Here is a 14429-nt window from a genome sequence, read left to right on the forward strand (position 1 = left end):
AACGAGTTGATTGTGTTAAATAGGTAAAGAATCTAGTTAAAAAGAAAGTTCTAACTTAAAAATAAGCCTTTAACTGTACGCTACCGGTGTGAATGGTTCTCGCGGTTTCACTGTTACGTCCACTATAAGAGATATTTAAATCTAGAAAACTAGAAATGTTTTTCTGGAATAATAGATTCCAGGTAAAATTTGTACCTGGCTGTAATCCTTCTAACATTTGGAAACCTACAGGAGAAAATGCTTGTCCTATAAAATCATTTTTCACATAGCGTATCTCGCCATTAACGGCATAGCTCTGCTCTTTATTAAAAGACCAACTTACACCGATATTCTGTTGATCGAGCATCGCTTCTTCATTGACCACATTTTCTTTAGACTCCAATTCATAAAATACATCTACACGGCTACTATTACCAAATAAATAAGACACTTGAGGCTTGAATAAACGCTCGTTAATTTTAAAATTGCGATTTGTAAAGTTTTCGCTTTCACTAGCGTTAAAACCTGTTTGAGCGTCTAAGGTAAACAACCAACTTTCCTTAATTTTATGAATAAAACCTAGTTGATGACTTTCTATATCACTACTCAGACTACCTATACTTTGCAAGTTTTCATTTACACTACTGATGTAGGTGTAATTAGTAGTATACTTCTGTTTACCACGATTAAAAAACAGACTGTTTCTAAAATTGAGATTTAATCCTAGCTGATTATCTCCTGAGCCGAAAGGATTCAAATCAAACGTAGCTCCTTCTCTCTCTACCATACGATCAATCAAATAACTGGTCTGATTGTAGAAATGAGATAACACCTTTTTATAACCATCGCTTTGCGACCACGAGCTGGGATTTAAGGTAAGTGTTTGAGAAAACTTATTTTGATGTGTAGGTACAAAGACCTGATTGGGCAATAAAATGCGCACAAAGCGCCCTTGATCTTGAAATTGTGCCACTTCAAACTCATTTAAATCTTGTATCCCATCGCCGTTATAATCTATCCAGGTAAAAGTTCCTTGTCCTGGATTAACCGCTACATAAGTAAAATCCTGTCGCGGTATCGTAGAACTGTTGGTCTCATAAGTCGTATTCCACAATACTTTTTTATCAAAAAATTTGCGCTGGTATTGAAGTCTGCTATTAAAAGACACCTCATCTTCTATAGTTTCTATTTCGCTTTTAAGCACACGATAATTTGCATAGATCTTTAAACTACTCAACTCATCTTTAATAGGTTGTGATCTTATGTAATAATTATTAGACCTGTTAACACGCTCTAGATTACCCAATCGCAAACTATCATTTACACGATTTCTATAACCTACTTCTACAAAAACAGCAGTACTATCTCCTACTCCAGTATAGACTTCATAACCTGCAAAACGTTGAGATAATGCCGTCAGACTGCGATCAGCAAGCACGGTTTGCTGATTATCTTCTGTCTCATATCGAGCACCTATCCATTTATTATTAAATCGTTTTACCACATCAGCATTGGCTCTGTAAAATTGTGATTCTAGAGCAGTAGCGTTTGTGTTGAGTACGCTTCCGCGAAAGCGTGCTGTCCATCCACCATCACGATATACACCATTTAAGTTGTGTCTATTACCACTATAGCTATCAGAAAACTCCAGATGTTCTAATTCATAAGTAGCTCGTAAGGTGGAATCTTGCACATAATCCAATCCAATTGTAGAAAAGAGTTGATTACCGGTGATGACGTCTAAGTTCCAATCACGATTAAATTCAATATTATAAACACGTTCTACATTGCGAAAGTTTTGGTCAATATAATCAGACTTTACACGAGCTCTTAAAGTGGTAAGTGAGTCCTTTTTCCATACCTGCTGTTGCACAGCGAGTTTTACAGCAACACCACGATTATCATCATCATCTATGCTTGAAAAGCGATTCAAGTCATTACTGCTGGCTGCAATTTCAGTATCTAGAATAGTGGTTTTAGAAGGTACATATCGGGCTTTAGCACCAGCAATTGTTATGATTTCTGGTGCAAATAATCTAATTACAGGTGCAAAACTACCTTGCGACACTCCTGCAATAGGTGCGACATATTCATAAATATTTGCAATCGCTTGGTCATTTACGAGCACATAATCTCCTTGATTCTCACCTACAAAAGAGAATCGTACATTGAATAGCTCATCATTAGAATCTTGCGAAAAAACAAATCGTTCTACACCAGCAATGGTTTCTTTGCGATATAGGATCTTATTTTCAGAAAATGTGTCCTCTACCGCACTAGGTGCAATAGCGAGATCTTCATTATCTCCTGCGGCAGCGAGAATGGTAACTTGATCTTCTGTTAAATTTTGCTGTAGCGGCTGATTTTTGGCATCACTCTCAGTATAGATATAGGTTTCTACCTCTAGTTTATCAGTCTCATAGCCACCTTTTGCATAGCCTACAAAACGGGTGAAATTACGTTCACTGTACTGATATTCTATAGAAATACGCATTTCACTGGTAATAGGAAACGTAGCATTAAAGCGCACCTCGCCAGCGTTATAATCTATGACATAGTCTGCATTTTCACCTCTTGTAAGCGGCACACCATTTACAAAAACACGCTCACTACCAGAGACGACCAGTATAAATAACTCACCATTACGACCGGTTAACTTATATGGGCCTTGGTTACCTTCTTGACCAGTGAATCTGGAGATATTAAAAATACCACGTACTAAAGCACCAGCTGCCTGAACATAGCCTTGAGAATCATCGCCTTCAAATTTGACCTGACCAGAGATTCCTTGAACACGTTTGGTGAAGTTATTGAAGTAAGAATCGGTTTGAATGAGGTCTACGTCTCCAGCTCTGATATTCCAGTCATCGCTATAGAGTTCTATAAAAATCTGGTCAAATTCATCGAGGCGTTGTGAATAGCCATTCTGAGTTTGTGGTACGTTTGCGTCTTGAATGGAAGCACGCAAAGAGACTTTATCAGACAGCGCTCCAGAGATTCTTAAATCCAGCTCTGAATCTACAACAGAGTTTTGATTATTACCTACTCGCAATCCTCGTGTAATAGAGCCTGTGGTGTTCAATCCATTAAATGGCACATAATTGCGCTGCACTGTAGGTTGTCGCATGGCAACTACACGTTCTTGAGCCGTTTCATTTTCTAGAATAATTTTAGGATCGTATAGCTGGTAAGTTCTGGTTAAAAATTCTGGAAATGGTAAGAACTGTATATCTATAGAATCTGTTTTTATCGCAGTAGCATCTTTAATACTTAGCATCGCTTTTACAAAATCTACCTGATAAGCTGTTGAATCTACTGGCATGCCGCGACTATCTACTATCTTGAAATAGGATGGATTAATACTGATGCTATCCAACTGTATACTGTCTGTCACCGCACGACGCACTTTTTTCACATTTACATACTCTTGTGCGCTAGCGAGCGCGCAAAAAAGTGTGAGTAAAGAAGCAAGTGCGTGTTTCATGCAAGATTAAAACAGATTCTCTTCAAAAATATTTTAATTGTAAGTAGTAATGGTGTTTTGTGGTGGGAAATCTTGTAATCTCAACATCTAAGAAGAAACAAAATACCTCAAGTGGAGTTCTTGAGGTTTTGAAATATTATTTTTTGTAGTCCGTCTTTCTGTAATGATATTTATAATAAAAGCTTCCATCATAATTATAAATTTTTTCTTTAATTACCGATGCAATAATTTCATATCCATTTAGACTTTTATCGAACTTTAAAACTTCCAATATCCTTTGATTAACTAGTGAGTATTGAACTATCATATAGTTATCTTGATAATAAAAGCTCTCTATGAATCTAAACACTTTTTTTGACTTTTTAATTTCTAAAGTGTCTAAAAATGTGATTTTTTGATTTTTATTAAAATGTTTTTCTAAATCATAATAATCATACCTTGAATAAATTCTCTTAAAATTATCACGCCTTAAACTATCTCCTTTTAAGTCATAATAAGAATAAATAGAGTCTAATAATTCATTATCGAATCTCTTATCAAACTCATCTGGAAAAGTGTGTTTCACAACATTAAACTCTCGCGAATAAGTTCCTCTCCATTTTAAGAGATATGACTCTAGGCAAAGTTCTTTGTTGTTTTCACAATTTTTAAGTTCTAACTGAGTGTAAGCCAAAAACGGAATTAACACTAATATGCAGATTGTAATTCTTACCATCTAGATGTTATATTTATTCTTTCCCTAATCCCGTAGGACTTGTGTGACCCATTTGCAAAACCCATTTATCGTCAACTAATTCAAAGACTCTACACCAATAGAATCTTTTTGTACCCATACAAACTATAGAAAAGTTATCATTAAAAAGCACAGCTCCAACTATTGAATAATTACTTGTACGCCATTTAAAATCTACTTCTTTTACAGTTTTTACGTATTGCATTAAATCAGGATTCCAAAACTTTGGTGTTAGTTCTTCATCATAATCCAATACCGTCCAATTTGATTTAAGAGATAAATGATTTAAAGTAATTGAATCACGCTTTTCATAAATCGAATTATCGCTTATGGAATCAACTCTTCTTTTAGGCGATAGCATCAATTTTAAAATGAGCTCATCAAAACACGAATCATTCTTGAAGGCGATTGACTTTTCTGCTAAATCAAATTTATCAGGTATGTAGGTAAAAGCCCTTCCATATTCATGAATTTTCTCAACAAGCTCATGGGACTTCTCATAGTATTCATTTTGAGAGTATCCAAATGTTGAAATAAATATTAAAACACATTTAAAAAAAAATTTCATATTAATTACAATTTCTGTCTCCGATTGGTAATATATTTTGAATAGTCGGATTTAACGATAAAACACCTTCTTCTGCGTAAGCCCTTTCAAATACGTTTTCGATAAAATTTTGATTAAGGAGTAAAAAATCTGTAGATGCCGTCATGTCACCAGACCAACTTAAATAATCGTATTCCTCATGCTGATGATTTGAGTTGTCCCAAGCTTCTATCGCTGTTGCAATTGCTCCAGCAAATTGATCTGACATTATTTGATGTTGTGTTGATATCGATGTTAAATCATCAATGATTTCATCTAACTTTTGACCTAAAACTGAGTTAGGATTTGTTTGATTTATGTAATATAGGTAGGCATGAACTAATTCATGTACTACAGATCTCGCCAAAGCCAAATCCGTAGCTCGACTAATATATTCAGCACTAAATTCAATTTTAATCTTCAATACATCCGTACCATTACTGTTTATAATTGTTGGGTTTGTTTGAGCATTCACTGGGATGTTAGAAACAGCAAATGTGATGCCGTAATTTCCAGTATTATCAAATAATGAAAGGGTTTGAGTTGCAATATTTAATTGTTGTTGTAACGATGGTGCAACTCCATTCATATCCATATAGAAATTATTTGTTGGCTTGAACTTATCTATTATATCTTTTAAACAATCTGGAACTGAGACGTCATAAATAGATTTATTTTCAAAATCCACCTCATTATCTTCATCTTCTTCTTTAGCCTTTATAGCCTCTTCTGCAAAGTTCTTAGCCTCATCACTATGGTTTTCATCTACTAAAAAATTATCAGTGTCATTTCTCAAATCATCTTGATCTGAGTCATTAATAAATCTCCAGAGTTCTTCATCTGTTTGTTCTAAACGATCAAAAAACTCTTGTGTCTCGTCAGCTACCGATGTTGGCGCCGGTTTTAAATCTATAACAGGAGAAGTAATCACACCAGCACAATCACCATTACTTAAGGTAAGTTGATCGTTACAAGGTTCATCTGGCTCGTTAGTATTGTTGTTAATAAGTGGTAATTGTCCAGAACCACCGGGATTTGTTTGTCCGCCAGTAGGTGGACCAGGATCATTTGGAAAATCACCTCCAGGATTTACATCTCCGTTAGATGGTAATAAATCTCCACCACCACAAGGTTCCATATAGAATACTAAGGTTGCTTCTTGCGCTCTTCTCCAATCTCCTTCATCTAAATCGCAAGCTTCACCTGGAGCATGATCACCAACTGTACAGTTTCTAGCAGGTGAAACCTCAGCAAAACTTACACAATCTCCTTCACCTATCATTACTACACCATTTTTATGTTGAAAACTGGATGTTACAGGTGTATATCTGACATACGGAGTAGCATCTACAGGAATGCTTCCTTGCCTTATATCGTCTAGGGTTATGTAATTCAAATCATATGCAACTATAAATGCTTGATAGGTAGAGTCCATTTGTTTTGAAAACACCATGTTTTTTAAATGGGTTGTATCGCTTGGGTCAGTGATTTTAAAAGTATAACTCTCATAAGTTCCACTGGATAAATAATTAACATCAGTGTCTTCAATGTAAAAACCATTGATAGAATCATAAACTGATTTTTGAAAAGTATTGATGCCCAATGATTCTTTTGCGCCACTTAAAGCCTTGTTTAAAGAATGATTGTTAGTTAATTGAGAACCTGTTAGTTTTTCAATTTTAAATTGTGGTTGCTCTTGTATAGTTTCTAGTGGAGTATCATCCTTTTCACAACTAGTAATAGAAAGCATTGCCATAAGTGCTATCGCCAATAGAGAATTCGTCCATTTAAGCGTTTGAGCGTTTGAGCGTTTGAGCGTTTGAGCGTTTAAACATATTTTAAAATTGTAAATTATCTTTAAAAATACTAAGGTAAGATTTTTCTATCAATAGGCATAAATACCTGTTTTAAAAATTATACAGTTGCTCTTCAATTATATTTTAAATCCACGTGGTAAAGCGGTTCTATAGTGGGAAATGATGACTAAGTAATAAAACAACCGCTAGTCTTAAGTCGTATCGCTCAACTACTTCTATAAAAATACTTTTAAATTTTTCTCGTTATTCTCTTATTGCTCAACTAGTTTCTATAATTTTATAGGAATTCTAGTACTAACCACACCTACTACCTATTTCTATGAAAAAGTTAATCCTCGCTCTTTGTACTGTCATGCTTCTTTTTGCCTGTAAAGACGACCAGCAAATCAATACAGAAGAAAACGTCAACACCTTCTTCAAGTTTAGAGAATATGTGGCACAGGTTTCTGATAACGTGATATCTGCTCGAGAACCTATCATCATACGACTTAATGAGCCTGTAGAAAGCTGGAAGGTTGATATGGAGCTAGAGAATGATATCATGACGCTTTCGCCTAGAGCTAATGGAATAGTAAAGTCCTTAGATCATCAGACCATCGCTTTTGTACCCGATGAACCACTGGAACAAGACACTAAATATAAAGTGAGTTTTAAACTGGGAAAAGTAAAAGACGTCCCAGCAGATTTTAAAACATTTGATTTTGAGCTTAAAACCATTAAACAAGATTTTATAGTACGTACAGAACCGGTAAGTTCTTATGATAGTAATTACCAATTCATCTCTGGTAGTATCATCAGTAGTGACGTGATGACTTTAACTAATGCTGATCTTTTATTAAAAGCGACATTAAACGGCAAAGAGTTGCCTATTAAAATTCTTGATAATAATGAATTAGGAAAGTATTTTGAATTTAAAATAGATAGTATAAAACGACCTGTTGAAGATGAAGAGATAGAAGTAAGCTGGAATGGTAAATCGATAGGTGTCGATAGCAAAGGTGATAATGTGGTGCGCATACCTGGTAAGAATTCTTTTTCTGTTACAGATATAGAACTGTTTAACAACGATTCGCAATATATACTGGTCAATTTTTCTGATCCTTTACAGACTGGACAAAATCTAGATGGGTTGATACAAATTGAAGGTGTTGATAAATATAAATTTGAAGTTGACGGCAATGAGGTTAAGTTATATCCTAATAAAACCGTTACCGGAAGTAAAAAAGTTGAGGTCTTTACAGGCATAAAAAGTGTCGATGGGTATAACCTTAAATTTCCTTTCTCTAGTTACATTGCTTTTGAACAGGTAGAACCTGCTGTGGAATTAGTGCGCAACGGAACTATTTTACCTTCTTCTCAAAACTTAAAAATCAATTTTAAAGCCGTGAATCTTAAAGCGGTAGATGTTTGGGTTTATAAAGTTTATACTAATAATGTACTGCAATATTTACAAAGCAATAACTTAAGCAATAAAGGTAATTTGCGCAATGTAGGTAGACCGGTTGCACGCGACGTGATCGATCTAGCCGGTAGTGGTAAAGATGTTACTAAATGGAATGTCTTTTCAATAGATTTAAGCAAGATCATTGCTCCAGATCCTGGTGCACTATATCGTGTAGAGTTTAAATATAAAAAAGCCTATAGTGCCTACAATTGTGATGACAGTACACTAGAAGAAACAGAAGATGAAGAAGAGATCGATTTTGACGTTTCTTTTGAGTCTTCTAACTGGGATAGTTATCAAAACTATTACTATGATGACTATTATTATGATTATGACTGGAGCGAGCGTGATAATCCTTGTTCAAATTCTTTTTATCGCAATAAAAGCGTTAGTACTAATGTGCTTGCTAGCGATCTAGGAATAACGGTTAAACGTGGTGAGAATAATACCTATCTAGTTGCTATCAATAATATCTTGACGACTAAACCATTGGGCGGCGCCCGTGTTGAGTTATTTAATTTTCAACAACAAGAAATTTATGAAGGACGTACTAATGCGCAAGGACTACTACATATCGATTTAAGAGATGAGAAAGCATTTTTTGCACAAGTGAGTTATAATAATCAATTTGGATACGTCAGGTTAGATGATGGTAACGCATTACCAGTAAGTAAATTTGACACAGCTGGAAAAAACTTAAGCAATGGTCTTAAAGGATACGTCTATGGTGAACGTGGCGTATGGCGACCTGGCGATCACATTTATCTAACATTTGTATTAAATGATGCCGATAATAAATTACCCAACGGTCATCCTATCAAACTAGAATTGCGCAATCCAAATGGTAAAATCACCCATCGAGAGGTTTTAAAAAATGGATTGAATAATTTTTACCGATTTGATCTAAAAACAGATGATGAAGCGCCTACAGGAAACTGGAATGCACGCATAGAAGTAGGTGGTTCTACTTTTAATAAAACACTTAAAATAGAAACCATTAAACCGAATCGACTTAAGGTAAAACTCGATTTTGAAGATGAGATTTTAAAATCTGGAAAAGCAAGTACTGGAACTCTAGAAACCATGTGGTTACATGGCGCAACTGCAAAAGGACTTAAAGCAGATATTACTGCAAAGTTATATCCTACTACTACAAAATTTGAGGATTATAACAGCTACATCTTTGACGATCCGTCACGCTATTATGATACCGAAGAAGTTGAAGTATTAAATAGCAGCGTTAACCAGCAAGGACAGGCTAGTTTTACTTTCAAACCAGGCATGTCTACAGAAGCTCCTGGAATGTTGAAAGCAAGCTTCTTGACTAAGGTTTATGAAAACGGTGGAGATTTCAGTACAAACGTAACTACCAAAATATATTCACCTTATGACACTTATGTTGGTCTAGATGTACCACCAGGAGATAAACGTCGTGGAATGCTAGTAACAGATCGCGATCATAAATTTGATGTAGTAACTGTTGATGAAAACGGAAAACCTAAAGCAACTAAAAACCTAGAAGTAAAAGTTTATAAGGTAAACTGGCGCTGGTGGTGGCAAAGCTCTTCAAACAGTTTATCACGTTATGAATCTAGAGAATATAAAGAACTTATTATGCAAACCACTGTATCTACTGGTAGTAATGGTAAAGGCGACTTTAAATTCAATCTAGAATATCCAGAATGGGGACGATATTTAGTGCGTGTATACGATCCGACCAGTGGACATGCGACAGGTAAATTAGTTTATGTAGACTGGCCAGGATGGGCTGGAAAAAGTCGTAAGACAGACCCAGAAACCGCTTCCATGCTTATTTTTAATGCAGATAAAGAAAAATACGTAGTAGGTGAAAATGCAAAAATCACTTTCCCTAGTACTAGCGATGGTCGTGCACTAGTCACCATAGAAAATGGAACAGAAGTGCTCGATGCACAATGGGTAAACACCACAAAAGATGAAACTGTAGTAAATATACCTCTCAACAACCTTTACGTACCTAATGTATTTGTGCACATCACTTATTTACAGCCACATGAACAAACCGCAAACGATCTTCCTTTAAGAATGTATGGTGTGATACCGCTTCTAGTAGAAAATAAAGCTTCACATTTATATCCAGTGATCCATATGCCAGATGAGCTCGCTCCAGAAAGTCAGACGACCATAAAAGTGAGTGAGAAAAACGGTAAAGCCATGACCTATACCATTGCCGTAGTTGATGAAGGACTATTAGATTTAACAAATTTCAAAACGCCTAATGCTTGGGACACCTTTTTTGCTCGCGAGGCTTTAGGAGTAAAAACATGGGATATTTTTGATGATGTAGTCGGCGCTTATGGCGGCCGTATCGATGCTGCCTTTGAAATAGGTGGTGATGGAACTGCACAAGATGCCAAAGGGAAAAAAGCAAATCGCTTCACACCTATGGTCATTCACTTAGGGCCATTCCAGTTAGAAGCTGGCAGCAGTAAATCGCATACTATCGATATTCCACGTTATGTAGGTTCTGTGCGCACCATGGTTGTAGCCGGTAATGATCTTACAGAATCTTATGGAAATGCAGAGAAAACTACTGCGGTTAAAAAACCATTAATGATGTTGGCTTCGCTTCCGCGAAAACTATCTCCTGGGGAAACAGTAAAGTTGCCTGTAACCATCTTTGCAATGGATAAAAAAGTGAAGAATGTAAGTGTAACCATGGAGAACTCACCATACTTTGAATTTTTAAATGGGAATTCTCAAAAGCTAAGCTTTACAGAAACAGGTGACCAAATCGCATATTTTGATGTCAAAGTAAAATCACAAGCTGGTATTGCAAAACTTGAACTTAGAGCCAGCGGTAACGGAGAAAAAGCAGCTTACAGTACTGAAATTGATATTGTAAATCCTAATCCATATACAACCATATCAGAAAAGGCAGAGGTTGCCGCTGGCGCAACAGTTAGCGTTCCTATAACGCCATTTGGAACTGGTGGAACTAACAGTGCCCAAGTCAGTTTTTCTAGTTTACCATCTATGGATTTAGGTCGTAGATTGAGTTACTTGATCCGTTATCCACATGGATGTGTGGAGCAAACTACCAGTGCTGCCTTCCCGCAATTACACTTGAGTAAAGTTGTGGATTTGACCAGTACTAAACAAGCAGCAACGAGTAAGAATATTAAAGCCGCAATTAGAAAATTAGGTCGTTACCAACGTTCTGGTGGTGGATTCTCTTACTGGCCTGGATATGGTAGTGCAAACGATTGGGGAACAAGTTATGCTGGCCACTTTTTAATTGAAGCAGAGAAAATGGGATACACCATACCTATATCCTTCAAGTCAAACTGGATAGCCTATCAAAAAAGAGCTTCAAAAGAATGGCGTTATACAGAGTGGAATGACATGCATCAAGCATATCGACTCTATACACTAGCACTAGCCGGAGCGCCAGATTTATCTTCTATGAATAGATTAAGAGAAACCAGAAATCTGTCTAATGAAAGTAAATTAAGACTAGCCGCGGCTTATGCACTGGTAGGTCAACAAAAAGCGGCAAATGAGTTGGTCTCTAATTCAAACATAGATTTTAAACCTTCTAGATATGATTATAGAACCTATGGATCACCACAGCGCAATCGTGCTATGGCTCTAGAAACCATGATTCTATTAAAAGAAAATAGCAAGGCAAGAAATCTTGTAGAAGACCTCGCAAAAGGACTTGATTCTCAAAAGTATTACAGTACACAAGAGACGGCCTATTCCCTACTCGCTATTTCAAAATATGCAGATTTTATAGGAGGAAAAGGCATTGACGTTAGTTATAGTTTTAAAGCGAATTCTACATCTGTTTCAAGTGGTAAAAGTTTAGCCAGTCGTGATTTAGAAATAGATACACAAGAGACCTCTATATCTGTAACTAACAATGGTGAAAACAGTATTTTCATCACTACGGCAACCACAGGAAAATTACCAGTAGGTGAAGAAAAGGCAGTGAAAAGTAAGTTATCTGCTATTGTGAGTTATACTGATGGAAACGGTAAAGCGATTGATATGAGTAATATCATACAGGGAACAGAAATCACGGCAAAAGTGATCATCACAAATACGACAGGTCTATATGTAAATGATATCGCTTTAAGTCAGATCTTACCTAGTGGTTGGGAAATAGTCAATACTCGTTTTACAGAATACGGCGACAACACAAGCAACAAAGCTGAATATACCGATATAAGAGATGATCGAGTAAATTATTACTTCAGCTTACAAGCTAATAAGTCCATCACCTTTGAAACGGTTATCAACGCAAGTTATCTAGGTAATTATTACCTGCCAGGTATACAGTGTGAAGCGATGTATGATAACGAGTATATTGTGCGCAATAAAGGACAATGGGTTGAAATTAAGAGGTAAGTAAAATTTATTTGTTTTAAAGAGTTTAAAAATGCCTCCATACTACGCCGTTATATTTACCTCAGTTAAAAAAGAAAATATTCCTGAGTACGATTCTATGGCTCGACTAATGGAAAAACTTGCACATCAACAACCTGGATATAAACATCACGAATCTGCTCGTGAAGAAATAGGCATTACTGTTTCTTACTGGGATTCCCTAGAAGCCATAGCCCAATGGAAACAGCAAGTGGATCATCAAATGGCGCAACGCTTAGGTAAATCTGATTGGTATGAATGGTATCACGTGCGCATTTGTAAAGTGGAACGTGAGTATAGTTTTGGGAAGGAATAAAATTGCTGTTACCTACAACAACTTCTTCAACTCTTCTAGAATGCGAGTAGTCTCTATAGAATCAGTAATATCTTCATAGCCGTCCACTAATTGATTACCAAAAATAGAAGTAGGAACTAATGGATAAGTTATTCTATTAACAGTAAGTTGACGTTGTATAGGCTGGGCAAAAGGTGCAAAACCAGCATATGGATGTGTGTTTCCCCATAGGGTAATAACAGGAACACCATACATCGCTGCTAGGTGACCATTACCACTATCCATAGCAATCATAGCATCGAGATTTGAAATAAGACTGAGCTCTTCTTCAAACTCTAAATTACCTGCTATTGAGATAATATTATCTGCGCTGCTTGCCATTTGAGCTAGATCACTAGTTTCTTTTTTGCCACCACCAAATAATAATAAATTGACGTTAGACATTGCAGCAACCTTTTGAGCAATTTCAGTAGCTTTTTCTAGACCTACAGCCTTAGTACGATGTGCAGCAAATGGTGCAAAACCTATCCATTTAGAAGAATTTTTGCCTACTTTTTCAAGTATTTGAGCAGAAATGGATCTTTTTGGAAGAAACTCGTCTTGTTTTAAATGAATTTCAAAACCTAGATCTCGCAATACATCTGCATATCGTTCTGTACTATGTTTAAGAGGTTTAAAAAATGATGAGTTATCAATTAATTGCTTTTTTTCTGCGCGACCTTTATTAATAACAGCGTTAGGTATTCCCATCATAAATGTACGCAACATTTTAGTGCGCAACACATTATGAAAATCTGCAATAGCTTGTGGTTGAAGTTCTTTCAATTCTTTCGCTAGTTTCCACAAACCGGGAATTCCTTTGTGTATATCGTCTACTTGAGCTTCTATAAACGTAACGTTAGGTATTTGTGATAAGATGGGTTTAAATCGCTTTCGCGAAAGCGTGATCACCTCAACACTGGGATAATCTCTTTGTAAAGCAAGTAAAACAGGCACACACATAGCCACGTCACCCATGGCACTGAGCCTGATAACGATAATGCGTTGCGGTAAGGCCATATTATTTACGTGCTCTCAATACTGGATTAAGCTCATCATCATTATACATCTTCATTTGCTTATACACTTTCATGTATTTACGACCATGCGCGATGTCTTCTAACAATTGATCTAGAGCAGTAGAAAGATCAATACGTTGTTCTAATAAAATGTCTAATTTTTTCTGACAGGCATCAATATGTGATTGAGAAGCATCTGTACGTGTTGCCTCTTCATTCATGTGATAAATCTTTAAGGCTAGGATAGATAATCTATCAATTGCCCATGCAGGACTTTCTGTATTAATAGTGGCGTTATCCTTAACGGTAACATCTGCATATTTATCTAAAAAATAACTATCTACATACTCGACCATATCTGTACGATCTTGATTACTAGCATCTATCTGACGTTTTAAAGTTAGTGCTGCAACTGGATCAATGTTAGGATCACGGATGATATCTTCATAATGCCATTGTACCGTATCAATCCAACACTTGCGATATAATAAGTGCTCTATAAGATCTGTATTACGATCATATGCATTTTCAAAAGGTTGATCAACTGTATTTACAACGTGGTAAACATCGATGACTTTCTGAAAAATAGCATTGGCTTTATCTGAGAACATAATTTGTTATTT

The 14429-nt window shown here is 36.1% G+C and carries 8 protein-coding genes; 2 read left to right on the plus strand and 6 right to left on the minus strand.

Annotated elements, in window-relative coordinates; genetic code table 11:
• Positions 1 to 55: 55 nt before the first annotated feature.
• The 4 genes from IL45_RS09445 to IL45_RS09460 form a co-directional block, all read right to left on the minus strand.
• Positions 56 to 3463, minus strand: a complete 3408-nt coding sequence (locus IL45_RS09445; RefSeq protein WP_036583184.1) for a hypothetical protein — start codon at positions 3461 to 3463, stop codon at positions 56 to 58.
• A gap of 136 nt (positions 3464 to 3599) precedes the next feature.
• Positions 3600 to 4178 carry a hypothetical protein gene (locus IL45_RS09450; protein ID WP_146128631.1) on the minus strand — a complete coding sequence of 193 codons (579 nt, stop codon included), beginning with the start codon at positions 4176 to 4178 and terminating at the stop codon, positions 3600 to 3602.
• Between the two features lie 13 nt (positions 4179 to 4191).
• Positions 4192 to 4764 (minus strand): hypothetical protein, encoded by a 573-nt coding sequence (locus IL45_RS09455; protein ID WP_036583187.1) that lies wholly within the window; start codon positions 4762 to 4764, stop codon positions 4192 to 4194.
• Between the two features lies 1 nt (position 4765).
• A complete protein-coding gene (locus IL45_RS09460) occupies positions 4766 to 6553 on the minus strand; it encodes a hypothetical protein (RefSeq protein ID WP_152550766.1) in 1788 nt (595 codons plus the stop codon).
• Between the two features lie 365 nt (positions 6554 to 6918).
• On the opposite strand from IL45_RS09460, the gene IL45_RS09465 reads away from it, so the two are divergent.
• Together IL45_RS09465 and IL45_RS09470 are read left to right on the plus strand one after the other, a co-directional pair.
• Positions 6919 to 12435: an alpha-2-macroglobulin family protein gene (locus IL45_RS09465; RefSeq protein ID WP_036583190.1), complete on the plus strand. Its 5517-nt coding sequence runs from the start codon at positions 6919 to 6921 to the stop codon at positions 12433 to 12435.
• A 31-nt stretch (positions 12436 to 12466) separates the two neighbouring features.
• Complete coding sequence (locus tag IL45_RS09470; RefSeq protein WP_036583193.1) at positions 12467 to 12769, plus strand: antibiotic biosynthesis monooxygenase family protein; 303 nt, start codon at positions 12467 to 12469, stop codon at positions 12767 to 12769.
• A gap of 12 nt (positions 12770 to 12781) precedes the next feature.
• Here IL45_RS09470 and IL45_RS09475 read toward each other — a convergent pair whose 3' ends face one another.
• Entirely contained in the window at positions 12782 to 13807 is a 1026-nt protein-coding gene (locus IL45_RS09475; RefSeq protein ID WP_036583196.1) for a glycosyltransferase family 9 protein, read from the minus strand.
• Position 13808: 1 nt separating this feature from the next.
• The gene (locus tag IL45_RS09480; protein WP_036583198.1) at positions 13809 to 14417 is read right to left on the minus strand and encodes a DUF4254 domain-containing protein; all 609 of its coding nucleotides are present in this window, start codon (positions 14415 to 14417) and stop codon (positions 13809 to 13811) included.
• Positions 14418 to 14429 lie beyond the last annotated feature (12 nt).

Origin of the sequence: Nonlabens ulvanivorans (assembly GCF_000732625.1) — a bacterium.
GTDB lineage: Bacteria > Bacteroidota > Bacteroidia > Flavobacteriales > Flavobacteriaceae > Nonlabens > Nonlabens ulvanivorans.

Bases quoted from the DNA above. Each gene is read 5' to 3' on its own strand.
- IL45_RS09455 (WP_036583187.1), bottom strand. From the start codon at position 4,764: ATGAAATTTTTTTTTAAATGTGTTTTAATATTTATTTCAACATTTGGA.
- IL45_RS09470 (WP_036583193.1), top strand. From the start codon at position 12,467: ATGCCTCCATACTACGCCGTTATATTTACCTCAGTTAAAAAAGAAAAT.
- IL45_RS09450 (WP_146128631.1), bottom strand. From the start codon at position 4,178: ATGGTAAGAATTACAATCTGCATATTAGTGTTAATTCCGTTTTTGGCT.
- IL45_RS09445 (WP_036583184.1), bottom strand. From the start codon at position 3,463: ATGAAACACGCACTTGCTTCTTTACTCACACTTTTTTGCGCGCTCGCT.
- IL45_RS09480 (WP_036583198.1), bottom strand. From the start codon at position 14,417: ATGTTCTCAGATAAAGCCAATGCTATTTTTCAGAAAGTCATCGATGTT.
- IL45_RS09465 (WP_036583190.1), top strand. From the start codon at position 6,919: ATGAAAAAGTTAATCCTCGCTCTTTGTACTGTCATGCTTCTTTTTGCC.
- IL45_RS09475 (WP_036583196.1), bottom strand. From the start codon at position 13,807: ATGGCCTTACCGCAACGCATTATCGTTATCAGGCTCAGTGCCATGGGT.